This is a genomic window from Notoacmeibacter marinus (assembly GCF_002238045.1).
Taxonomy (GTDB): Bacteria; Pseudomonadota; Alphaproteobacteria; order Rhizobiales; family Rhizobiaceae; genus Notoacmeibacter; species Notoacmeibacter marinus.
Genome location: NZ_NBYO01000003.1, coordinates 191,853 through 213,738, shown reverse-complemented (window position 1 = coordinate 213,738; position 21,886 = coordinate 191,853). Strand labels below are relative to the sequence as shown.

Genomic DNA, 21,886 nt, shown 5'->3' with positions numbered 1-21,886 from the left:
CGTCCCTGCAGCCTACTGCTGCTCGACGGCCAGGCTGACCGTCAGACGTTCGCTGCCAGCGCCGACCCGCACGCCGCTGACGGGACTGACGTCAGTATAGTCCCGACCCGAAGCGATTCGCACATAGCGTTCGTCTGGGCACCTCCGATTTGTCGGATCGAAGCCGATCCACCCCACATTGGGCACGAAGGCTTCGGCCCAGCCATGCGAGGCGTCGCCGCCCAGATCGTTGCCGGACACGAAATAGCCGGATGTGTAGCGAGTGGCCACACCAAGGTGACGGGCCGCCACCAGGAAGATGTGAGTAAGGTCCTGACAGACGCCTCTTCCTTCCTGCAATGCCTCATCGGCGGTGGTGCCGACATGGGTGACGCCCGGCTCGTAGAGCACCTTCTCGGCAATCGCATCCATCAGCCGGTGCAACATATCGATCGGATCGTCCTGACGGACGCTTTCGGCAAGAGCGGCAAGGTCTTCGCTCTTGGCGGTAAGAGCCGTCGGCTGGCGATAGACGAAGAGCGGCATGACACCGGCGGCCTGTTCCATGATCCCTTGCGTCTCCTCCGTGTCGATCATTCCTTGAGCGGAGACTTCGAGTATTTCGACATCCGGATCGGCGCGAATGAGCGTGCAGGTGTTGCCGAACGCATCGCGGGACGTGAGCTGCTGCTCGGCGCCGGTGACGATCAATTGCCATTGTTCGACATTCTGGCGAAAATCGCTCAGTGGCGTCAGTCGCGCCTTTTGCAAGGCGAAAGCGGGGGGCGTTTTATAGTGGTAACGGCTGTTGTGTTGGATCGCGATACGCATCAGCTAAAGTTGTAGTCTGTTGCGATCTGCATGGAAAGGCCGCTGTTCTGCCGGATCATTTCCTGAAGAAAATCGTGCAGCCCCATCTCGAAAATCTCGTCCATTTTCTGTGTCCGCAGCTTAAGAAGCATCTCGTGGGCGGCCTCGTCGCAGGGCTGGCTCTGGCTGTAATGTTCCGCCAGATATCCCAGCGTCCGGTCGAGGCCGGCGGCGCAGAAGGTCAGCGAGCGCGGCATCGTCCGGTCGAGGATCAGAAATTCGGCGATCAGCGAGGATTTGAACTCGGTGCCATAGACCGATGTGAAAGACCGATGCGCCGAGACTGAGCGCAGGATCGACCGCCATTGGTGGTTGTCGAGCGGCGTTCCGACCCAGGAGGAACTCGGAAGCAGAACGTAATACTTCACGTCCATGATACGCGCGGTGTTGTCCAGCCTTTCGGAATAGGTGCCGAGACGGCAGAACGAGTAGCGGTCATCGCGCATCATGGTGCCGAAGAACGCGCCGCGTATCTGGGCTGTCTGCCGCTTGATCTCCTCCAACCTTTCGACGAGCTCATCCAGATCGATCGGTCCGGACAATGACGCGTTCATCGTCATCCAGGCCTCGTTCAGGCTTTCCCAGACTTCGCGTGTCAGCGCCGTACGGACCATTCGACCGTTGGAGCGCGCAAGGTCGATACAGGATAGCACCGAGGAGGAATTCTCCTTACGGTTGCGCAGCAGAAAATCGGCGACTTCAGCTTCCGTTGCATGATCGACATCGCCGGGAAAGACACTGTCGACGCCTGCGCTGCGCAGGACCGAAGGCCAAACATCGCTGCGGTCGGCGTCGCCGGTCAGCGCGACATGAGAGCCGGCATCGACGATGCGTGCGACATTCTCCGCGCGCTCGATATAGCGGAAGAGCCAGTATAGTCCGCTTGCGGTACGACCTAGAAGCATGAAACTGTCCTGTCGGGGAAAGGCGGTAAAAGATCAGTCGTCATTCAGAACCCATGTGTCTTTGGTGCCGCCACCCTGCGACGAATTGACCACGAGCGAGCCTTCCTTGAGCGCCACCCGTGTCAGCCCGCCCGGCACGATACGCACCTTGTCGCCGCCCATCAGAACGAAGGGGCGTAGATCGACATGCCGTGGCGCCAGGCCCTGCTCGGTAAAGACCGGGCAGGTCGAGAGAGATAGAGTCGGCTGGGCGATATAATTTTCGGGGTGCTTGCGAAGTTTGGCTGCGAAGGCCTCGCGCTCTTCTTTCGTCGCCGTGGGGCCGATCAGCATCCCGTAGCCGCCCGAGCCATGTACCTCCTTGACGACGAGGTCCTGCAGATTGTCCAGTACATGGGCAAGGCTGTCTTTTTCGACGCAGCGCCATGTGGGCACGTTCTCCAGAAGCGGCTTGGACCCAGTATAGAACTTCACGATGTCCGGCATGTAGGTGTAGAGCGCTTTGTCGTCCGCGATGCCAGTTCCCGGAGCATTGGCGATCGTGATGCCGCCATTGCGATAGACGTCCATGATACCCGGCACACCAAGCATGCTGTCCGGATTGAAGGTGAGGGGATCGAGAAAGGCGTCGTCCACTCGCCGGTAAATGACGTCGATTGGCTTCATGCCTTGGGTGGTGCGCATGCAGATCCGCCCGCCGGAGACCTGCAAATCGGACCCCTCGACCAGATCGACGCCCATATTGTCGGCGAGGAACGCATGTTCGAAATAGGCTGAATTGTAGATGCCGGGCGTCAGGACCGCGACGGTCGGCTTGCCGCTGCAGGCGGGTGGGGCGACGCTTTCCAGCGACTGGCGCAGCAGGTCCGGATAGTTCTCGACATTCTTGATCCGGTTGGCACGGAACAGTTCGGGGAAGAGCCGGATCATCGCCGAGCGGTTTTCCAGCATGTAGGAGACACCGGACGGCGTGCGCGCATTGTCTTCCAGCACGTAGAACTTGTCCGGCCCTGTCCGAACGATATCGGTACCGATAATATGAGTGTAGACGCCTTGAGGTGGGCGGAAATTCATCATCTCCGGCAGGAAGGCCGCGTTGCCGGCGATGATGGATTCAGGAAGCACGCCAGCTCTGATGATCTCTTGCTTGGAGTAGATGTCCTCGAGAAACGCATTGATGGCCACCACGCGCTGCTCGATACCCTGTGACAGACGCCGCCATTCGCGGGCCGATATAATGCGCGGCACGATGTCGAACGGAATGAGGCGCTCTTCGGCCTCGTCCTGGCCATAGACGGCGAAGGTGATCCCGGTTCTACGGAACACGCGCTCGGCATCGTGATGTTTGCGGATCAGGGCCTCGTTGTCCTGTTGGCGCAACCATGCCGAGTACGTTTCATAAGGATCCCGCAAATCGTCCTCCGCCCCCATTTCGTCGAAATACGACATGCAACCTCGCTTGTTCGTTCCTATGGCAGGTGAGTTCGGAGAAAATACCTGCTGCGCGACCGGTCTTCAGCCGGCAAGTCATAGAAAGACTTGTATAAATTTACCGGCTGGACAAGGGAGAAGGCGCAAATTAGCACGAAGGCGGGGCCATTGAGCCCGGTAAGATTGCCAGCCTGAGCGACGAGGCGGCCGGCTGTGATTCCACGTCACACCTTGGACGATAGGTGCCGATGAGCGGCGTAGAGCGCAATGGCTGTAGCGTTGGAGACGTTCAACGATCGGATCGCGCCGGGAACGTCGAGGCGGGCGAGGGCATCGACCGTCGTCCGTGTCTTCTGACGCAAACCCTTGCCTTCCGCACCGAGAACCAGTGCGATGCGCGCGCCCGAAAACGTCGTCTCGAGCGGTTCCGGTCCCTCCGAATCGAGACCGACAGTCTGAAAACCGATCGACTTCAGTTCCTCGATGGCGTTGGCCAGATTGCGAACCGTGATGTGGTGAATGTGCTCCAGCGCACCGGAAGCCGCCTTCGCCAGAACGCCGCTCTCGGTGGGAGAATGGCGGTGGGTCGTGATCAGCGCGCCCGCGCCGAACGCGACGGCCGAGCGCATGATCGCACCGACGTTGTGCGGATCGGTAATCTGGTCGAGAATCAGAAGCAGAGACGTATCGGAGAGCTTGGATAGCGGTTGAGGCGTCAGCGCCTCGGCCTCGAGACAGACGCCCTGATGAACCGCATCGGCATTGACCAGTGCGTCAATGGCTTTCGGATCTACTGTTTCGACGTCCAGACCTTTCAACGCGGCGGGATTCAGATCCAACCTTTGCATGGCGTTACGCGTGACAAGCAGGCGGCGCCTTTTCCGGGTCGGATTGAGGATCGCCTCGCGCACCGTATGCAGGCCATAGAGATGCACCACGCTGTCGTCGGCCGGTTCTTTCGCCGGTCTGGTCTGTTCACGATGAGCCCGCCGCAGCCTGGCGTAATGGCTGTCCTTGGGCGTTCCGCTTGGATCGGTTTTCTTCCTTGTCATGGGCGTGGTCTAGCCGTCCGGGCAGGGGCTCGCAATGGCGCTTTTAAACAGATTGGTTTTAGCGCCTTCAAATGGTTGACAGAGCAATCGTGGCTCGCCATAAGGCGCTCCCATCGGTCGCGCCAATCGTCACTGGCGCACAAAGCCGCACGGCTCTGTACCGGTCTGTTCGGAGGGGTGTCCGAGTGGTTAAAGGAGACGGACTGTAAATCCGTTCGCTATGCGTACGCTGGTTCGAATCCAGCCCCCTCCACCATCGGTCCGGACATCGGATGCTCGTACTGAGACGCGGGTATAGCTCAATGGTAGAGCAGCAGCCTTCCAAGCTGAATATGCGGGTTCGATTCCCGCTACCCGCTCCAGCAGCACGCGTCTCGGCTTCATAGTCCAACCAATCGTTGCCTTGGCGATGCGCTATGCGCGCTGCGAATCCGCCGTACGACCCGGTTTGCCGACGACCCGGCCACAGGCGGATTCCCTCAAATTAATCATAATCCCGAACCGGTAGGCAAAATTACCTGCGGTTGCTGGACAGACTGGTCGTATTAGTTAACACTTTATAAACCATGAATTGCCTTGGAGTTATCGAGTATGGCGGTTCCAGCAAAGTCGCCGGATCAGCGGCCGTTTGAACGTGTTTTACAGCTTCTGGATCGGACCGTGGTTCGCCGTCCGACGACAGGCGAAGACTGGGAAGACATTTTTCGCTTGCGTTACAACGCCTACCGAACGCGCGACTACATCGAGAGCAACGAGTCGCGGTTGGATAGCGACCATTTCGACTTCGCCGACAACACGTTCGTTTTCGGCATCTTCGTCGACGACGAACTGAGTATGAGCATTCGGATCCACCATCTGGATCGGGAGCATCCCGATGGCCCATCGCGGGAAAGCTATCCGAACCACCTCGACTCCCGTCTCCTTTTGGGACAGAGCTTTATCGATTGCAGTCGGTTTGCCATCGATCCGGACCTCGATCCGTCCGTCGACCGCGCAGCGCTGAGATTCATGCCGCCGCGCCTCTCAGCCATGGCGGCGCTGTTTTTTGAGGCCGACTATATTCTGCACCTCGTCCGGCCACGTCATAAGGCGTTCTACCAGCGCTATTTCCACGCCGAGACCTTCGCGACCGGTGGGGAATGTGGAACGGTTACTTTTCCCGTCGATCTGACGGCGACGCGGATTGGCGCCAACGATCAGCGCATGCTGGATCGGCTACCTTTCCTGCATTCGCTGGAGTCGGAGCGCGCCATGCTGTTCGACGAGGAAACAGCGCGACGATGCTGCTTCTGCGCGCGGCCGACCGCGCAACTCGTTCTAAAGCGCATGAACGACAATGACGACGGTATAGCCAGGCTGGATAAAGCCGATGCCGCCTCAGGCGCCGCCGCCTGAGCGGAATGGCGCCAGTTAACGATCAGGCGTGCAGGCTGATGCCGTCGTTCTTCTCTTCGCAAATCCGATCCGGATCGAAGTGCGGTTGCATCAGATAGGTGCGAATGTCTCCGCCGCCTTGTATCGGACGGCTCAGAAGCCAGCCTTGAATGGAATCGACACTTCCGAGCGACCGCAGCGCATCGAACTGCTTCCGTCGCTCCACGCCTTCGGCGATGATGGTCAGGCCGAGTTCCTGCGAGGTACGCGCCAGCCCGGCGATCAGGATACGCGCCCGCGAACCTTCCGAAATTTGCTCGATAAGCGACCGGTCCAATTTGAGCTTGTCGAATTCATAGTCGATCAAATAGCCAAAATTGGCATAGCCGGTTCCGAAATCGTCGAGGGCTGTCTTCACTCCCAGCGCCCGCAGGCCGTGCAAAACCTGCCGGGTCATGAGCGGCTCTTCGGCCAGCGCCGTTTCCGTCATTTCCATGGTCAGCCGGTGCGGTGCGAGACCATAACGGATCAGGACGTCGAAGACCGTATTGACGATATCGCGACGGCGCAGATCGCAGGCCGACAGATTGACCGTGACCCCGATATCCGCTGGCCAGTGCACGCATTCGGCGACGGCAGATTCAACGGCCCACCGGGTGAAATCGCTGATGATGTCGGCGGACTCGGCAAGCGGGATGAACTCGTCCGGCGAGATCGTCCCCAAAGTTGGGTGTTGCCAGCGCATCAGCGATTCGCAGGACGTAATGGCGCCGGTGTGTACATCGCCGATCGGTTGATAGACGAGACGAAGTTCGCCCGCTGTCACGGCCTGACGCAGGTCGCGGCGGAGAATTTCGCGCCGCTCGAACTTGCCCTGCATCTCGTCGCGATAGATGTGATAGCCGTTGCGGCCCTTCTCCTTGGTCTCGTAGAGCGCAAGATCGGCACAGACGATGACCGAGTTATGCGGATCGGCGTTCTGGACCGAAGCCGCACCGACGCTGGCCGTCGTCGACAGATAGACGCCGCGGCAATTGAAAAGATCGTCGAAGCATTCCAATACCTTGCCGCAGATCTCCTCCATCTTCTCCTGCGGCTTGTGGGATCGCGCCAGAATGGCGAATTCGTCGCCGGCAAGGCGTGCGACGGTTAGCCCGTCGCGCTCGATCGACTGCAGGCGTCGGGCGATCTGCACCAGCAGCGCATCGCCGACGGAATGACCATAGCTGTCATTGACGGCTTTGAAATAGTCGATGTCTACCAGGACGGCAATGTAATGGCCCCGTTCCGGCCGCGCCTGTTCCTCGGCCAGCCTTTCGTAGAAACCCTTGCGGTTCAGCACGCCGGTCAGGCTGTCGCGGATGGCCACTCGGCGGATCGTCTCCAACGCGTCGCGCTGGCCTTCGAGCAGGTTCCGGATGCCGGCGGCCAGCGAACGCGCACTGAGAAAGAAGGGAACGAAGAATATGGCCGTTACGCCGAACCAGGGGTTGGGGTGCAGCCACCAGCCGATGGCGCAGGGAATGCCCATTGCAAGCGCCTGTGCGCTGACAAGGCTGGAGGAAGCGTAATTGCGAGCCACCACACCGACCATCTGAGCGAGGCACAGCCCCACCGACAGGGAAATCACGAAGACGTGATCGGTCAGCAGCATGGCCTGCAGAACGAAGAGGCCGTGAGCGAATGCGATAATGACGCTGCAGAAGAAGAAGGACCGGTCCCAATCCGTGTGCGTGCGGACCTCTATGCCTTTGCGCTGGAACTCGTACATGCGCCACAGGCGGAAGACCGAGAACGGGCCCATTACGGCGCCGGGAATAAGGAACCGCCAGTCCGAAGTGTTGATCGCCGCCATGCCGAAAGCCGCGAAGCTGGTGACGAGACCATGGATCGCAGATGTCGGCTTGCTGTGAAGCGCTGTCAGCGCTTCCGCTTTCGCGCGCGTTGGCTGGCTTGCCTCGCTCATTCAACGACTTTCTTGTGATTCAAATCGGATCAATCCGATCGTTGCGCCGCGGCATTTTCGGGAAGAAAAGTTAAAGAAGCGCCAAAGCCTTGTTGCGTTTGACTTTTCCCGAAAATCGCCTGTGTGGCGCCCATGGCTTGCTTCGGCGCGCACAACGCTCTATGTCGCGGCCCATCGTTTCGAGGCTTGCCATAAGGGCAAGAGAAGCACAGGACGAAAGAGCGATGGCAAAGGGTAAGTTTGAGCGCAACAAGCCGCATGTGAACATTGGCACGATTGGTCACGTTGACCACGGCAAGACGTCTCTGACGGCGGCGATCACGAAGTATTTCGGTGATTTCAAGGCCTATGACGAGATTGACGGTGCGCCGGAAGAGCGTGCGCGCGGCATCACGATTTCGACGGCCCATGTTGAGTATGAGACGGAGAGCCGTCACTACGCCCATGTGGACTGCCCTGGCCACGCCGACTATGTGAAGAACATGATCACGGGTGCGGCGCAGATGGACGGCGCGATCCTGGTCTGCTCGGCGGCGGACGGTCCGATGCCGCAGACCCGCGAGCACATTCTTCTGGCCCGCCAGGTTGGCGTTCCGGCGATCGTGGTGTTCCTGAACAAGGTCGACCAGGTCGACGATGAGGAGCTTCTTGAGCTGGTGGAGATGGAAGTGCGCGAGCTTCTGTCGAGCTACGAGTTCCCGGGCGACGACATTCCGATCGTCAAGGGCTCGGCGCTTGCGGCGCTGAACGACAGCAACAAGGAGATCGGCGAGGATGCGGTTCGCGAACTGATGAAGGAAGTGGACGCCTACATTCCGACGCCGGATCGTCCGATCGATCAGCCCTTCCTGATGCCGATCGAGGATGTGTTCTCCATTTCGGGCCGCGGCACGGTCGTGACGGGTCGCGTGGAGCGCGGCGTGGTCAATGTCGGCGACGAGCTTGAGATCGTGGGCATTCGCGACACCACGAAGACGACCTGCACGGGCGTTGAGATGTTCCGCAAGCTTCTGGACCGTGGCGAAGCGGGCGACAATATCGGCGCGCTGCTGCGCGGCATCGACCGCGAGGGCGTGGAGCGCGGCCAGGTTCTGGCCAAGCCGGGCTCGGTCAAGCCGCACAAGAAGTTCAAGGCCGAGGCCTACATCCTGACCAAGGAAGAGGGCGGCCGTCATACGCCGTTCTTCACGAACTACCGTCCGCAGTTCTATTTCCGCACGACGGATGTGACGGGCATCGTGACGCTCCCGGAAGGCACCGAGATGGTGATGCCGGGCGACAATGTGACGGTGGATGTGGAACTGATCGTTCCGATCGCCATGGAAGAGAAGCTGCGCTTCGCCATCCGCGAAGGCGGCCGCACCGTCGGCGCCGGCATCGTCGCAGCAATCACAGAATAAGCCTCGTTTCGAAGAGTGCTTGATGGCAGATATACGGGGCGGGTGGTTTCATCCGCCCCGTTTTGTTTTCCGGTAAATGCTTTTTCCGGATACAGGGTGACGATGGCCGGCAGGCAGGTATGCCTTGGCTTGGTTGGGAACCATCGATAGTCCGAAATCAAAGAGTTTGAGCAAGTTGGCTATGACCTACCCCTTACTCGCGCGAGAGCGACGGCTGCTCGATCTTTTGGCCTCTTACGATCGCATCGTGCTTGTCGCCAATAGCGAGAAGACGGATCTCGATGCCCTCCTGAGCACCTATTCGGCCGACCAGACGCTTTTCGTCTTCTTCGGCAAAGTCCAGAAGATTTTGACCGAGCCATTCGCTCGTCCCGCCATGCTAATCCATAGGTTGGGCCGGCAGGGAGCGATCAATCACGGTCGTCGGTCTGTCGAAACAGCATTGGCGCTCTTCGACAAAACGGCGCTGAAAGGCCAGGTCGGCCTCCAGGCCGGCAAAGATCACCGCTCGACGAATAGTGCTGCGAATGACGGCGATTTTTCAGCGGAATTGCCATTCTTGATGAACTGCGATCCTGTTCTCAACGGCTGGTATACGCAGGGCGTCGCGCCGACGACCGGCTTTGCCGCAGCGCTCTGGCTCAGCCGCCATCTGCCGGAAAAGTCCATCATCCTTGCCGGATTTACCGGACAGCGTAGCTTGAATCTAAAGATGCTGTCCGTGCACGACTGGACCATCGAGCAGACGGTTCTGCGGCTGGAATACCGCATGGGAACCATCAGCCGTTTCGAAGATTCCGGCCAAATGGCTGAAAGGGCGTCAATCGAAAATATCGCTGAGCGTTACCCCGAACTGCCCCCCGCCACGGTGGCTGCGGTCTATGCCGATGTGTTGCGCGGGCAGTTTCAGGCGACCGACAAGGTTGTGGCGCACTTGTCGCGCGACAGATGGTATCAGCGGATTTATAACAAACTGGCCTCACGCTTGGGGTTGCGCCGCCGGCGGTAAACCGGTTTGTGAGGGGCGAACTGGGTCCTAAGGGCATGTATAATAGCTTTCGGCTGCGGGAATAAGGATTGATCAGATGGCGGACATCGCGCGCGTTTTCGTGGGCTTCGATTCCAATGAAGTGGTCGCCTACCACGTGCTGGCGCAGAGCATTTTGGAGAAGAGCACGATACCGGTCATGTTCAGCCCGATCATGCTGGACAATCTCGCCGGTATATTCACCCGCGAGCGCAACTCCCTCCAGTCCACCGAGTTCTCTTTCAGCCGCTTTCTGGTGCCATACCTTTGCGGCTACGAGGGCTGGAGCCTTTTCATGGATTGCGACATGCTCGTTCGTGCCGACATTTCCGAACTCTGGGCTCTGCGCGACGAGACGAAATCGGTCATGTGCGTCAAGCACGACTACACCCCGAAGATCGAGACGAAGTTCCTCGGACAGACCCAGACCAGGTATGAGAAGAAGAACTGGTCGAGCGTCATGCTGTTCAACAATGCGCGTTGTCGCGCCTTGACGAAGGATTACGTGAATGAGGCGACCGGTCTGCAATTGCACCAGTTCAAATGGCTAGGCTCGGACGACGAGATCGGAGAACTGCCCGTCGAGTGGAACTATCTGGTCAACGAGTATGAGAGAAACGAAGGGGCCAAGAACGTCCATTTTACCGATGGCGGACCCTATTTCCATGAATATGCGGACGATGACTACGCCGACGAGTGGTTCGCCTGTCGCGACCGGATGATGCACGTCACGCAACGCGATGCCGGCTGAATTGCGGCGCTCGCGGTGAAGGCTGGAAGGTTTGGTGAATGAAACTCTGGCTTCATCATATCAATGTCGTCTCCCATAATGTCGAGGAGTTGCAAGACTTCTATGGCGACGTTCTGGGTTTGCAGCGACAGACCGAAGACATTCCGGTGCGCAGTGACGGCTATAGCGCACCGGTGGCGTTTTTAAGCGATGGCGCCGTGCAGATGCATCTGGCGGGTCGCGATCTCGATCTCGGCTTTCGTTCTGGCAACGCGATCAATCCCGTCGAGCGCGGCCATATCGCCTTCCGGACCGACGATCTCGTCGCCTTCCGCAAGCTTCTGGAAGACAAGGGCATTTCATATTCCGACTATGGCGGCGTTGCGACCGATAGCTGGCACCAGATTTTCTTCCATGACCCGGTTGGCAATGTTATCGAAGTTCACGAGATCAGCGATAGCGGGGCTGAAGCGCCGGACGCTAATGATGAATGATCGTGCAGAAAACGACAATTCGCTACGGGACCGTCTAAAGCGTTTTGAAACGGCTGTCATTTTCGCCAACAGCACGGCCGCCGACCCCGCTGGCTACGAGGCGAAGCCCGATACCAAACGTCTGCATGTGTTCTTCGGGCCCGTCTGGAAAATTCTCGGCGAGCCGTTCACGCAGAACAGTCTTCTTTGTCAGCCGATGCGCACTCATGAGACGCTTATCCAGTCCGCGGGCAATCGCGAGGCCGCGCAGGCGCTATTCGCGTCCGGCGCCCTGATCGGCACGGCAGCGGTTCGGGGCGGCAAGGATCATTTTGGTCCGCTGGATGGCAGGCCGGCGACCATTCGCCCGGACGGTATCGACTTCGTGATCGATGGCCGCGCAACGGTACATGGTTGGTACACGCAGGGCCGGCCACCATCGACCGGCTTCATGGTGGCGCTTTGGCTGATGGAGAACTGCCCTTGGATGACGGTAACGCTCGACGGCTTTACCGGCGTTCCGGACGGCGCCAACAAAATGCTGAACAGTCACGACTGGATTTTGGAACAGAGCGTGCTCGAGATCGAGCGGCGAGCAGGGCGTCTGACACGCTTGCCTGAACCGGGAACGACGACCGTTCAGGCGTTGCAAAGCCGTTATCCGGATATGGACGTTTCGAAAATTGCCGAAGTGGTCCAGGGCAATCTGGAAATCACCGTGGCGGCGACCCGTTCTCTAGCCGCGAAGGCCGTGCGCCGCCGCGATAGCGGCGCTGTCCTGCGCAAATGGGGGGCACGCCTTCGCTCGCTGGCCAAGCGATCGGACGGTACCGGGTAGAGCCAAAAAGGCTGTCAGGTCGGGCCCTGGACTTTCTGCCCGCTCATTTTGGCGCGCACCCGTTCCAGATCGCTGGGCGTATCGACCGGAATATCGTCGCCGGGCGCCACTTCGACCATTTTCACTTTATGGCCATGCTCGACAAAGCGCAGCATTTCCACGCTCTCGGCCCGCTCCAATGGACCCGGCCGCAAAGAACTGAAGAGCTTCAGCGCATCGCGCCGGAAAGCGTAAAGGCCGAGTTGGCGCAAATGCCGCACGGCATCCCCCTTCGGATAGGGAATCGGCAGGCGCGAATAGGCCAGCGCATTGCTTTGGAAATCGCACACGACCTTCACATTGTTGGTATCGATGGCATCGCCGGAATGGGTGATCACATGGCACCCATTGGTGACAAGAACCTCGTCCGGGCTGTCGATCAGCGCCTGAACCACGGCGTCGATGGCAGCCGGATCGATCATGGGTTCATCGCCCTGAACATTGACGATGACATCTTCGTCCGTAGCGCGGATAGCCTCGGCGATACGGTCGGTGCCGGTCGGATGGCTCGATCGGGTACGGATCACCGGCAGATCGAGAATTTCGCATTGTCGCGCAATCCGATCGTCGTCTGTGGCGATATACGCCCTGCCGACCAACTGGGTTTCGCAGGCGCGCTGAAAGACATGCCACATCATGGGTTTGCCATTAATGTCGGCGAGCGGCTTACCCGGAAAGCGGGTAGCGCCGTATCGGCACGGTATGATGGCGGCGACGTTTGGCATGATCACTCCAATCCAAGCAGGGTGAGAAGCTCTTGCGGGTTTTGCAGGCGACGGCAATCATCGTTCGCCGGATCGCCATAACCCCAATCGACGTGCCCATAAGCGATCCCGGCGCGTTTGGCCGCCTCGTGATCGCTGGCCATATCGCCGATGAAGATGGTGTGGGCCGGGTCGGTATGAAGCAGAGCCATGGCGTAGAGAAGCGCATCCGGCGCCGGTTTGCCACGAAGATCGGAGCGAGGCGTCAGAATGATATCGAGTTTGCAATCCAGACGCTCCAGCACCAGCTTCGCCCGGATTTCGTCTTTCGATGTTACGATTCCCACCTTGACGGATGAGGCCGATATGCGCGCCAGCACATCCGACATTCCGTCGAAAAACGCGGTCTGACCGATGGTTTCCGTCGAGCTGCGGCGGAACGTCGTTTCGATGGCGCTCGCGCGATCGGCAAGACCGAGGCGGGCCATAATGTCGGCAAACGGTCGGCCGATCTCCGCGAAATATTCCTCGAATGGCGTCGCCAGCCCGTGTTCGCTCTGAACGGCCCGCCAGGCGCGGTCCATATTGGTTCGTGAATCGAGAATGACCCCGTCCAGATCGAAGAGAATGAGGTCGAACCGAGAGGGTGGCATGGTTGGGCAGAGCCATCTTGTCAGTGGTCGCAGCATTTCGCCGCTTGCCGGCGCTGATCTATAGTGACGGGCGACGAACTGCAACCGAACGAATCTTCGATCCCTGCTGTCCTTCGCGTGGACTTATCGCAAATGCGCGGCGGTATTTCCTGTTGCCAATCGCTGCGGCGTTGCCTATGAGGGCGCCAATCGCGCTAGGGGTATAGCTCAGTTGGTAGAGCGGCGGTCTCCAAAACCGCAGGTCGGGGGTTCGAGCCCCTCTGCCCCTGCCATTCGGTGGCGCATCGCGCTTGTGTCGTTCTCGAAAGATCGAACCCTTGCAATCTGAAACGCGACTCGATAGATAGAGTTGCTCGGCGCGAAGCGTTTCATCGCTTTCGCGCCTGTGGCGCATGGACAAACCGACTCGAAATGAGTAGGCACAACTCCATTGGTATCGACGGTGACGATTGGATGGTCATCGCGATCTCCTGAAACGAAACGACGCGAGGATGGCGCTGGAGCGCCGGATCGCGCATGGATGTAAGGCGCGGGTTTCGTTGACAGTTCGCGTTTGCGCTGCCACGGCATGCGGCATCCGGACCAATGAGCGGCGGAACGGCAGGTCAGGCGAACGATGGCATCGACACGAACCAAGAACCCCTTCGTCTACCTTCAGCAGGTGCGGGACGAAGCGCGCAAGGTCGTTTGGCCGAGTCGGCGCGAAACCGTGATCTCTACGATCATGGTGCTGGTCATGGCGGCGCTTGCTGCCGTCTTTTTCTTCGCCGCCGATCAGGTCTTCGCGATCATCATCGAACTCATTCTCAATATCGGCGCCTGACGCCGCGCAAAGCGCTTTTTCGAGGGAAGCTTTACTCATTATGGCCGCACGCTGGTATATCGTTCACGCCTACGCGAACTTCGAGAAGAAGGTGAAGGAATCGATCGAGGAACAGGCCAAGCAGAAAGGCCTGTGGGACCACTTCGAGGACATCGTCGTGCCGACCGAGAAGGTCACGGAAGTCCGGCGCGGTCGAAAGGTCGATACCGAACGCAAGTTTTTTCCCGGCTATGTCATGGTCCGGGCCGATCTGACCGATGACGTGTTCCATCTTATCAAGAACACGCCGAAAGTGTCCGGCTTTCTCGGAACGGAAAGCAAGCCTATTCCCATCCCCGATCGTGAAGCTGAGCAGATCCTGACCCAGGTTCAGGAAGGCGTGGAGCGACCCAAGCCTTCGATCGTCTTCGAGATCGGCGAAAACGTTCGTGTCTCCGATGGGCCCTTCGCTTCATTCAATGGCGTGGTTCAGGAAGTCGATGCGGAGCGTTCGCGTCTCAAGGTCGAGGTCTCGATCTTCGGTCGTGCGACCCCGGTCGATCTGGAATTCGGGCAGGTCGAAAAGACCTGATCGCGCGGTCGCTGCGAAGCGGCCTCTCGGCGGTTCAGTGGAACCGTCACATCGGTGGGAGGGTGAGGGTGCTTTTGCCGGCAGTCTCGAAGAAAGCCCGGACCACCACGTTGCAACCGCCGCGAAGGATCGCGGCACAAATGAAGGACTGGCAACATGGCTAAGAAAGTTGCTGGCGAACTGAAGCTGCAGGTGCCCGCAGGCTCCGCAGCTCCTGCGCCGCCCATCGGTCCCGCGCTCGGTCAGCGCGGCATCAACATCATGGAGTTCTGCAAGGCGTTCAACGCCCGCACGCAGGAGATGGAAAAGGGGATGCCGATCCCCACGATCATCACCTACTACCAGGACAAGAGCTTCACCTTCGTCACCAAACAGCCGCCCGTGAGCTACTTCATCAAGAAGGTAGCCGGCCTGAAGTCGGCTTCCAAGGCGCCGGGCAAGGAAGTGGCTGGCAAGCTGTCCTCGGCTCAGGTGCGTGAGATCGCCGAAGCCAAGATGACCGACCTCAATGCGAACGACGTCGAAGCCGCCATGCGTATGGTCGAAGGCTCCGCCCGTTCCATGGGCCTGCAGGTGGAGGGTTGATCTGATGGCGAAAAATGCAAAACGCACCGAAAAAGCGCGCGAAGGCATCGATCGTACGAAGAATTACGATCTGGCTGAGGCCGTCTCGATGATCAAGGACCGTGCGACGGCCAAGTTCGACGAGACGATCGAAGTTGCGTTCAATCTCGGCGTCGATCCCCGCCATGCGGACCAGATGGTCCGCGGCGTCGTCAATCTGCCGAACGGTACGGGCCGCGACGTTCGCGTCGCCGTGTTCGCCCGTGGCGACAAGGCCGAAGAAGCGACGGCCGCCGGCGCCGATATTGTTGGCGCGGAAGATCTGGTCGAACAGGTGCAGGGCGGCAAGATCGATTTCGATCGCGTCATCGCCACGCCCGACATGATGCCGCTGGTCGGCCGTCTCGGTAAGGTGCTCGGCCCCCGCGGCATGATGCCGAACCCGAAGGTCGGCACGGTTACGCCCGACGTCACCGCCGCCGTGAAGGCGTCCAAGGGTGGCGCCGTCGAGTTCCGCGTCGAGAAGGCCGGGATCGTTCATGCCGGTGTCGGCAAGGCTTCCTTCGAAGCCGACAAGTTGATCGAGAACGTTCGCGCCTTCGCCGACGCGGTCACCAAGGCCCGCCCGGCTGGCGCCAAGGGCACTTATCTGAAGCGCATGAGCATCACCTCGACCATGGGCCCGGGCGTCAAGGTCGACCTGGGTACGCTTAGCGCCGAATAAGAATTCCGGTGACGAGGAACATTTCGTCGCCGGTTCGAAATCCCGACTGCTTCTGGTGGTCGGGTCGGATGGAAACATCCGGACAATCCTGTCCGAGATTGTGGGTGGCTTTGCCTTAATCGCATGGCCTGCATGAGACGGGGTGAGGCCGGAAATCGGTATGTCGCCGGTGGATGGTTCGAACCGTATTCCGAGCTGGATGGCTGCCTGGCGCAGTTGAAGGCGAGGGGGCAGGAACATCGCTGTCGCGTCTTCCTAAGGGGAGGGGCGGCGACTGCCAACCGATCGGCGAGAAGTCGCCGATCAAACGGAGAGACGAAGTGGAAAGAGCGGAAAAGCGCGAATTCGTCACGGAACTGAACGGTGTTTTCCAGAACGCCGGCTCTGTTGTCGTGGCCCACTATACCGGTCTCAGCGTCGCGAAAATGAGCGATCTGCGCTCGAAAATGCGTGAAGCTGGCGGCACGGTGAAAGTCGCGAAGAATCGCCTCGCCAAAATCGCTCTTCAGGGCACGGAATCCGAGGGCATGTCCGACCTGTTCGTGGGTCAGACGCTGATTGCCTATTCGGAAGATCCGGTAACCGCACCGAAGGTGGCGTCCGATTTCGCCAAGGCCAACGACAAGCTCGTGATCCTTGGCGGTGCAATGGGCGGCACCATGCTCGACCAGTCCGGCGTGAAGCAGCTTGCAGAGCTGCCCTCGCTGGATGAGCTGCGCGCCAAGATCGTCGGCATCATCACGACGCCGGCCACGCGCATTGCAGGTGTGACCCAGGCTCCGGCTGGCCAGTTGGCCCGCGTTCTCGGCGCCTATGCCCGGAAGGACGAGGAAGCGTAAGGCTTTTCTTCAACCAACCAATCAAACAACTGTTCGAACTATCTGACAAGGAACTAAAAAATGGCTGATCTCGAAAAGATTGCTGACGACCTTTCCAACCTGACCGTCATGGAAGCCGCCGAGCTTTCCAAGATGCTTGAAGAGAAGTGGGGCGTTTCCGCCGCTGCGCCGGTCGCCGTCGCGGCTGCCGGCGGTGGCGCTGCTCCGGCCGAAGCGGCCGAAGAGAAGACCGAGTTCGACGTCGTTCTCACCGAAGCCGGTGACAAGAAGATCAACGTCATCAAGGAAGTCCGCGGCATCACGGGTCTTGGCCTGAAGGAAGCCAAGGATCTGGTCGAAAGCGCTCCGAAGCCGGTCAAGGAAGCTGTCTCCAAGGCCGAAGCCGAAGAGATGAAGAAGAAGCTCGAAGAGGCTGGCGCCAAGGTCGAGCTGAAGTAATTCCGTCCCGACGGATTGGCCGCCCGGTTTTTGCCGGGCGGCTGTCTCGGGGCAGGCGAGGGCGTAGAAGCCCAGACCGAACCCTTTTCCTGAGGTTCCGAATGGCGGGATTTCAGGAGACGGGTTTTGCCCGTTAGGAGCCGGGCTCATCGAATGGATGGATGAGCGGCCCCAGAGCATGATGTGCGGTAATGAGCAGGTTCGCGCACTGTCATGCTCGACCGAAATATTGGACCCGTCACGATTGGATGGTGGCGGTTATGGCCCGGTCCGGGGCCACGATGGACGACCCACGACGAGGATATGACGCATGGTGCAGACCCAGACATTCAACGGTCGCAAGCGCGTACGAAAGTTTTTCGGGCACATTCCCGAAGTTGCGGAAATGCCGAACCTGATCGAGGTTCAGAAGGCCTCCTACGATCAGTTTCTTATGGTAGACGAGCCTGAGGGCGGCCGTTTGGAAGAAGGTCTTCAGGCCGTCTTCAAGAGCGTCTTTCCGATCTCCGACTTCTCCGGCACGGCAATGCTGGAATTCGTGCGTTACGAATTCGAACAACCGAAATTCGACGTGGACGAGTGCCGTCAGCGCGATTTGACCTATGCTGCGCCGCTCAAGGTAACGCTGCGCCTGATCGTGTTCGATGTCGACGAGGACACAGGCGCCAAGTCGATCAAGGACATCAAGGAGCAGGATGTCTACATGGGCGACATGCCGCTCATGACCGGCAACGGCACCTTCATTGTCAACGGCACAGAGCGCGTCATCGTTTCGCAGATGCACCGCTCGCCTGGCGTTTTCTTCGATCACGATAAGGGCAAGAGCCATTCGTCCGGCAAGTTGCTCTTCGCCGCACGCGTCATTCCCTACCGCGGTTCCTGGCTCGATATCGAGTTCGATGCGAAAGATATCGTTCATGCCCGCATCGACCGTCGGCGCAAGCTGCCGGTTACGAGCCTTCTCATGGCGCTCGGTCTGGATGGCGAGGAGATCCTCGACTTCTTTTATGAGAAGAGCGCCTATAGTCGCGACAAGGATGGATGGCGCATTCCTTATTCGCCAGAGCGCTTCCGCGGCATGAAGACGGTCACCGATCTCGTCAACGCCGATACCGGCGAAGTCGTGGTCGAGGCAGGCAAGAAGATCACGCCGCGCCAAGCCAAGAAGCTGGCCGACAATGGTCTGACCCATATTCGCGCGACCGATGATGAACTGAACGGCTCCTACCTGGCCGAAGACGTCGTCAATCTTGAGACGGGCGAGATCTGGGCCGAGGCTGGAGACGAGCTGACCGTCGAAATCGACGCCAAGAGCGGCGAGAAGAAGGGCACGCTCATCGATCTGCTGGCCAACGGCATCGATGAACTGCAGATTCTCGACATCGACCACGTCAATATCGGCGCCTACATCCGCAATACGCTGAAGGCGGACAAGAACGAAAGCCGTCAGGACGCGCTGTTCGACATCTACCGCGTGATGCGTCCGGGCGAGCCGCCCACGATCGACACTGCCGAAGCGATGTTCAAGTCGCTCTTCTTCGACGCCGAACGCTACGATCTGTCGGCTGTCGGACGCGTGAAGATGAACATGCGCCTTGGCCAGGATGCCGAGGACACAGTCCGTACGCTGCGCAAGGACGACATTCTGGCCATCGTCAAGACGTTGGTGGAAATGCGCGACGGCCGCGGCGAGATCGACGATATCGACAATCTCGGCAATCGTCGTGTGCGTTCCGTCGGCGAGCTGATGGAAAACCAGTACCGTGTCGGCCTGCTGCGTATGGAGCGCGCGATCAAGGAGCGCATGAGCTCGATCGAGATCGACACGGTCATGCCGCAGGATCTGATCAACGCCAAGCCGGCGGCAGCCGCTGTGCGCGAGTTCTTCGGCTCGTCTCAGCTCAGCCAGTTCATGGATCAGACCAACCCGCTATCGGAGATCACGCATAAGCGACGTCTCTCGGCGCTTGGGCCGGGCGGTCTGACGCGTGAGCGCGCAGGCTTCGAGGTGCGCGACGTTCACCCGACCCACTACGGCCGGATCTGTCCGATCGAGACGCCGGAAGGCCCGAACATCGGTCTGATCAATTCGCTGGCGACCTTCGCGCGCGTCAACAAATATGGTTTCATCGAAAGCCCGTATCGGACGATCAAGGATGGCAAGGTCACCGAGGAGGTCCACTACCTCTCGGCGATGGAAGAATCCAAGCACTATGTCGCGCAGGCGAACGCCGAATTGAATGACGATGGCTCCTTCGTCGATGAGTTCGTCATCTGCCGCCATGCCGGCGAAGTGATGATGGCGCCGCGCGAGAACGTCGATCTGATGGACGTCTCGCCGAAGCAGCTGGTTTCCGTGGCCGCCGCGCTCATCCCGTTCCTGGAGAACGATGACGCCAACCGCGCGCTGATGGGCTCCAACATGCAGCGTCAGGCCGTGCCGCTGGTGCGTGCCGAAGCGCCGTTTGTCGGCACCGGCATGGAGCCGATTGTCGCCCGCGATTCCGGCGCCGCCATCGGTGCGCGCCGCACGGGTGTTGTCGATCAGGTCGACGCCACGCGTATCGTCATCCGCGCAACCGAAGATCTCGATCCGGGCAAGTCCGGCGTCGACATCTACCGGCTGATGAAGTTCCAGCGTTCCAACCAGAACACCTGTATCAACCAGCGTCCGCTGGTGCGGGTGGGCGATAAGATCGGCAAGGGCGACATCATCGCCGATGGCCCGTCCACCGATCTTGGCGATCTGGCGCTCGGCCGCAACGTGCTCGTCGCGTTCATGCCGTGGAACGGCTACAATTACGAGGACTCCATCCTGCTGTCGGAGCGGATTGTCCGCGACGATGTCTTCACCTCGATCCATCTGGAAGAGTTCGAGGTTATGGCCCGCGATACCAAGCTGGGTCCGGAAGAGATCACGCGTGATATTCCGAACGTATCGGAAGAGGCGCTGAAGAATCTCGACGAAGCCGGCATCGTCTATATTGGCGCTGAGGTCGGTCCGGGCGATATCCTGGTCGGCAAGATCACGCCGAAGGGCGAAAGCCCAATGACGCCGGAAGAAAAGCTTCTGCGCGCCATCTTCGGTGAGAAGGCGTCGGACGTTCGCGACACCTCGATGCGGATGCCGCCCGGTACCTTCGGCACGGTCGTCGAAGTGCGCGTCTTCAACCGCCACGGTGTGGAGAAGGATGAGCGCGCCATGGCGATCGAGCGCGAGGAGATCGAGCGTCTCGCCAAGGACCGCGACGACGAACAGGCGATCCTCGATCGCAACGTCTACGGTCGTCTGGAAGACATGCTGGTCGGCCAAACTGCGATTGCAGGTCCGAAGGGGTTCAAGAAGAACACCGAGGTGACGTCGCAAACGCTAGAAGGCTCGCCGCGCAGTCAGTGGTGGCAGTTCGCTGTCGAGGACGAGCAGCTGCAGAGCTCGCTCGAAGCGCTTCGTGGCCAGTATGACGAATCCAAGAAGGCGCTCGAGCAGCGCTTCATGGACAAGGTCGAAAAGGTCCAGCGCGGCGACGAGATGCCTCCGGGCGTCATGAAGATGGTCAAGGTCTTCGTCGCTGTGAAGCGCAAGATCCAGCCGGGCGACAAAATGGCCGGCCGTCACGGCAACAAGGGTGTGGTCTCCCGCATTCTGCCTTGCGAGGACATGCCGTTCCTCGAAGACGGCACTCATGTCGACATCGTGCTCAACCCTCTGGGTGTGCCGAGCCGCATGAATGTCGGGCAGATTCTGGAAACCCATCTGGGTTGGGCCTGTGCCGGCATGGGCAAGCAGATCGGCGATCTTCTGGAAGCCTATCGGGACGGTGGCGATATGAAACCGCTCCGAAAGGCAATCGAGGCGGTGGTGCCGGACAATGACCGCAACGAGCCGGTTCGCGATTACGACGACGAATCCGTTGTCGAACTGGCGAGCCAGATGAAGCGTGGCGTCTCGATTGCGACGCCGGTCTTCGATGGCGCCATCGAACCGCAGATCAACGAGATGCTGGAACAGGCAGGTCTTTCGTCCTCCGGTCAGAGCACGCTCTATGACGGCCGTTCGGGCGAACCGTTCGACCGGCAGGTCACGGTCGGCTACATCTATATGCTGAAGCTGCACCATCTGGTGGACGACAAGATCCACGCCCGTTCGATCGGTCCGTACTCGCTCGTTACCCAGCAGCCGCTGGGCGGCAAGGCCCAGTTCGGCGGTCAGCGCTTCGGCGAGATGGAGGTCTGGGCGCTCGAAGCTTACGGTGCGGCCTACACGCTTCAGGAAATGCTGACGGTGAAGTCGGACGATGTGGCCGGCCGCACCAAGGTCTATGAGGCGATCGTCCGTGGCGACGACACCTTCGAGGCCGGCATTCCGGAAAGCTTCAACGTTCTGGTCAAGGAGATGCGCTCTCTGGGCCTGAACGTCGAGCTGGAGAACAGTGTGGTCGATCCCGAAGCCTTGGATCAGCAGCAATTGCCCGACGCGGCAGAGTAG

General features: G+C 59.7%; 20 protein-coding genes and 3 tRNA genes. 16 read left to right on the top strand and 7 right to left on the bottom strand.

Annotation, left to right across the window (positions count from 1 at the left end):
* Positions 1-12: 12 nt before the first annotated feature.
* The 4 genes from B7H23_RS13370 to rlmB form a co-directional block, all read right to left on the bottom strand.
* Positions 13-810 carry a transglutaminase family protein gene (locus B7H23_RS13370; RefSeq protein ID WP_094077963.1) on the bottom strand — a complete coding sequence of 266 codons (798 nt, stop codon included), beginning with the start codon at positions 808-810 and terminating at the stop codon, positions 13-15.
* Positions 810-1,754, bottom strand: coding sequence for an alpha-E domain-containing protein (locus B7H23_RS13365; protein WP_094077962.1), 945 nt, complete (start codon positions 1,752-1,754; stop codon positions 810-812). Before B7H23_RS13365 ends, B7H23_RS13370 begins: the two co-directional genes overlap by 1 nt.
* A 33-nt stretch (positions 1,755-1,787) precedes the next feature.
* Entirely contained in the window at positions 1,788-3,203 is a 1,416-nt protein-coding gene (locus B7H23_RS13360) for a circularly permuted type 2 ATP-grasp protein (protein ID WP_094077961.1), read from the bottom strand.
* Between the two features lie 206 nt (positions 3,204-3,409).
* Positions 3,410-4,237: a 23S rRNA (guanosine(2251)-2'-O)-methyltransferase RlmB gene (gene rlmB / locus B7H23_RS13355; RefSeq protein ID WP_094077960.1), complete on the bottom strand. Its 828-nt coding sequence runs from the start codon at positions 4,235-4,237 to the stop codon at positions 3,410-3,412.
* Positions 4,238-4,408: 171 nt separating this feature from the next.
* Between rlmB and B7H23_RS13350 the strand changes: the two genes are divergently transcribed.
* The 3 genes from B7H23_RS13350 to B7H23_RS13340 all read left to right on the top strand — a co-directional run bounded on the left by B7H23_RS13350 (position 4,409) and on the right by B7H23_RS13340 (position 5,632).
* A tRNA-Tyr gene (locus B7H23_RS13350) sits at positions 4,409-4,493 on the top strand.
* 32 nt (positions 4,494-4,525) lie between these two features.
* Positions 4,526-4,599, top strand: a tRNA-Gly gene (locus B7H23_RS13345).
* Between the two features lie 229 nt (positions 4,600-4,828).
* The gene (locus B7H23_RS13340; RefSeq protein ID WP_094077959.1) at positions 4,829-5,632 is read left to right on the top strand and encodes an N-acyl amino acid synthase FeeM domain-containing protein; all 804 of its coding nucleotides are present in this window, start codon (positions 4,829-4,831) and stop codon (positions 5,630-5,632) included.
* A gap of 22 nt (positions 5,633-5,654) precedes the next feature.
* Here the strand turns inward: B7H23_RS13340 and B7H23_RS13335 are convergent, their stop codons facing one another.
* Positions 5,655-7,577 (bottom strand): putative bifunctional diguanylate cyclase/phosphodiesterase, encoded by a 1,923-nt coding sequence (locus tag B7H23_RS13335; protein ID WP_094077958.1) that lies wholly within the window; start codon positions 7,575-7,577, stop codon positions 5,655-5,657.
* Between the two features lie 224 nt (positions 7,578-7,801).
* Here B7H23_RS13335 and tuf point away from each other — a divergent pair, with 224 nt between their 5' ends.
* The 5 genes from tuf (at position 7,802) to B7H23_RS13310 (ending at position 12,045) form a co-directional block, all read left to right on the top strand.
* Positions 7,802-8,977: an elongation factor Tu gene (gene tuf / locus B7H23_RS13330; protein ID WP_094077937.1), complete on the top strand. Its 1,176-nt coding sequence runs from the start codon at positions 7,802-7,804 to the stop codon at positions 8,975-8,977.
* A 181-nt stretch (positions 8,978-9,158) separates the two neighbouring features.
* A complete protein-coding gene (locus B7H23_RS16070) occupies positions 9,159-9,986 on the top strand; it encodes a hypothetical protein (protein ID WP_094077957.1) in 828 nt (275 codons plus the stop codon).
* Between the two features lie 76 nt (positions 9,987-10,062).
* Entirely contained in the window at positions 10,063-10,755 is a 693-nt protein-coding gene (locus B7H23_RS13320; protein WP_094077956.1) for a glycosyltransferase family protein, read from the top strand.
* Positions 10,756-10,793: 38 nt separating this feature from the next.
* A complete protein-coding gene (locus B7H23_RS13315) occupies positions 10,794-11,228 on the top strand; it encodes a VOC family protein (protein ID WP_094077955.1) in 435 nt (144 codons plus the stop codon).
* Positions 11,218-12,045, top strand: coding sequence for a hypothetical protein (locus tag B7H23_RS13310; protein WP_094077954.1), 828 nt, complete (start codon positions 11,218-11,220; stop codon positions 12,043-12,045). Before B7H23_RS13315 ends, B7H23_RS13310 begins: the two co-directional genes overlap by 11 nt.
* A gap of 14 nt (positions 12,046-12,059) precedes the next feature.
* Here the strand turns inward: B7H23_RS13310 and kdsB are convergent, their stop codons facing one another.
* Complete coding sequence (gene kdsB, locus B7H23_RS13305) at positions 12,060-12,809, bottom strand: 3-deoxy-manno-octulosonate cytidylyltransferase (protein ID WP_094077953.1); 750 nt, start codon at positions 12,807-12,809, stop codon at positions 12,060-12,062.
* Positions 12,810-12,811: 2 nt separating this feature from the next.
* Positions 12,812-13,441, bottom strand: a complete 630-nt coding sequence (locus B7H23_RS13300; protein WP_158215840.1) for an HAD family hydrolase — start codon at positions 13,439-13,441, stop codon at positions 12,812-12,814.
* A 196-nt stretch (positions 13,442-13,637) separates the two neighbouring features.
* Between B7H23_RS13300 and B7H23_RS13295 the strand changes: the two genes are divergently transcribed.
* The 8 genes from B7H23_RS13295 (at position 13,638) to rpoB (ending at position 21,886) form a co-directional block, all read left to right on the top strand.
* Positions 13,638-13,713, top strand: a tRNA-Trp gene (locus tag B7H23_RS13295).
* A 344-nt stretch (positions 13,714-14,057) separates the two neighbouring features.
* Positions 14,058-14,264, top strand: a complete 207-nt coding sequence (gene secE / locus B7H23_RS13290; protein ID WP_094077951.1) for a preprotein translocase subunit SecE — start codon at positions 14,058-14,060, stop codon at positions 14,262-14,264.
* A gap of 40 nt (positions 14,265-14,304) precedes the next feature.
* The gene (nusG, locus tag B7H23_RS13285) at positions 14,305-14,835 is read left to right on the top strand and encodes a transcription termination/antitermination protein NusG (protein ID WP_094077950.1); all 531 of its coding nucleotides are present in this window, start codon (positions 14,305-14,307) and stop codon (positions 14,833-14,835) included.
* Positions 14,836-14,991: 156 nt separating this feature from the next.
* The gene (rplK, locus tag B7H23_RS13280) at positions 14,992-15,420 is read left to right on the top strand and encodes a 50S ribosomal protein L11 (protein ID WP_094077949.1); all 429 of its coding nucleotides are present in this window, start codon (positions 14,992-14,994) and stop codon (positions 15,418-15,420) included.
* A 4-nt stretch (positions 15,421-15,424) separates the two neighbouring features.
* Complete coding sequence (gene rplA / locus B7H23_RS13275) at positions 15,425-16,123, top strand: 50S ribosomal protein L1 (RefSeq protein ID WP_094077948.1); 699 nt, start codon at positions 15,425-15,427, stop codon at positions 16,121-16,123.
* Positions 16,124-16,443: 320 nt separating this feature from the next.
* Positions 16,444-16,962, top strand: coding sequence for a 50S ribosomal protein L10 (gene rplJ / locus B7H23_RS13270; RefSeq protein ID WP_094077947.1), 519 nt, complete (start codon positions 16,444-16,446; stop codon positions 16,960-16,962).
* Positions 16,963-17,022: 60 nt separating this feature from the next.
* Positions 17,023-17,400 (top strand): 50S ribosomal protein L7/L12, encoded by a 378-nt coding sequence (gene rplL / locus B7H23_RS13265; RefSeq protein ID WP_094077946.1) that lies wholly within the window; start codon positions 17,023-17,025, stop codon positions 17,398-17,400.
* A gap of 310 nt (positions 17,401-17,710) precedes the next feature.
* Complete coding sequence (rpoB, locus tag B7H23_RS13260; protein ID WP_094077945.1) at positions 17,711-21,886, top strand: DNA-directed RNA polymerase subunit beta; 4,176 nt, start codon at positions 17,711-17,713, stop codon at positions 21,884-21,886.

What these genes read in the sequence shown, in the direction of transcription:
- B7H23_RS13370 (WP_094077963.1), bottom strand. Translation starts at nt 810, where the DNA reads ATGCGTATCGCGATCCAACACAACAGCCGTTACCACTATAAAACGCCC.
- B7H23_RS13365 (WP_094077962.1), bottom strand. Translation starts at nt 1,754, where the DNA reads ATGCTTCTAGGTCGTACCGCAAGCGGACTATACTGGCTCTTCCGCTAT.
- B7H23_RS13360 (WP_094077961.1), bottom strand. Translation starts at nt 3,203, where the DNA reads ATGTCGTATTTCGACGAAATGGGGGCGGAGGACGATTTGCGGGATCCT.
- rlmB (WP_094077960.1), bottom strand. Translation starts at nt 4,237, where the DNA reads ATGACAAGGAAGAAAACCGATCCAAGCGGAACGCCCAAGGACAGCCAT.
- B7H23_RS13340 (WP_094077959.1), top strand. Translation starts at nt 4,829, where the DNA reads ATGGCGGTTCCAGCAAAGTCGCCGGATCAGCGGCCGTTTGAACGTGTT.
- B7H23_RS13335 (WP_094077958.1), bottom strand. Translation starts at nt 7,577, where the DNA reads ATGAGCGAGGCAAGCCAGCCAACGCGCGCGAAAGCGGAAGCGCTGACA.
- tuf (WP_094077937.1), top strand. Translation starts at nt 7,802, where the DNA reads ATGGCAAAGGGTAAGTTTGAGCGCAACAAGCCGCATGTGAACATTGGC.
- B7H23_RS16070 (WP_094077957.1), top strand. Translation starts at nt 9,159, where the DNA reads ATGACCTACCCCTTACTCGCGCGAGAGCGACGGCTGCTCGATCTTTTG.
- B7H23_RS13320 (WP_094077956.1), top strand. Translation starts at nt 10,063, where the DNA reads ATGGCGGACATCGCGCGCGTTTTCGTGGGCTTCGATTCCAATGAAGTG.
- B7H23_RS13315 (WP_094077955.1), top strand. Translation starts at nt 10,794, where the DNA reads ATGAAACTCTGGCTTCATCATATCAATGTCGTCTCCCATAATGTCGAG.
- B7H23_RS13310 (WP_094077954.1), top strand. Translation starts at nt 11,218, where the DNA reads ATGATGAATGATCGTGCAGAAAACGACAATTCGCTACGGGACCGTCTA.
- kdsB (WP_094077953.1), bottom strand. Translation starts at nt 12,809, where the DNA reads ATGCCAAACGTCGCCGCCATCATACCGTGCCGATACGGCGCTACCCGC.
- B7H23_RS13300 (WP_158215840.1), bottom strand. Translation starts at nt 13,441, where the DNA reads ATGCCACCCTCTCGGTTCGACCTCATTCTCTTCGATCTGGACGGGGTC.
- secE (WP_094077951.1), top strand. Translation starts at nt 14,058, where the DNA reads ATGGCATCGACACGAACCAAGAACCCCTTCGTCTACCTTCAGCAGGTG.
- nusG (WP_094077950.1), top strand. Translation starts at nt 14,305, where the DNA reads ATGGCCGCACGCTGGTATATCGTTCACGCCTACGCGAACTTCGAGAAG.
- rplK (WP_094077949.1), top strand. Translation starts at nt 14,992, where the DNA reads ATGGCTAAGAAAGTTGCTGGCGAACTGAAGCTGCAGGTGCCCGCAGGC.
- rplA (WP_094077948.1), top strand. Translation starts at nt 15,425, where the DNA reads ATGGCGAAAAATGCAAAACGCACCGAAAAAGCGCGCGAAGGCATCGAT.
- rplL (WP_094077946.1), top strand. Translation starts at nt 17,023, where the DNA reads ATGGCTGATCTCGAAAAGATTGCTGACGACCTTTCCAACCTGACCGTC.
- rpoB (WP_094077945.1), top strand. Translation starts at nt 17,711, where the DNA reads ATGGTGCAGACCCAGACATTCAACGGTCGCAAGCGCGTACGAAAGTTT.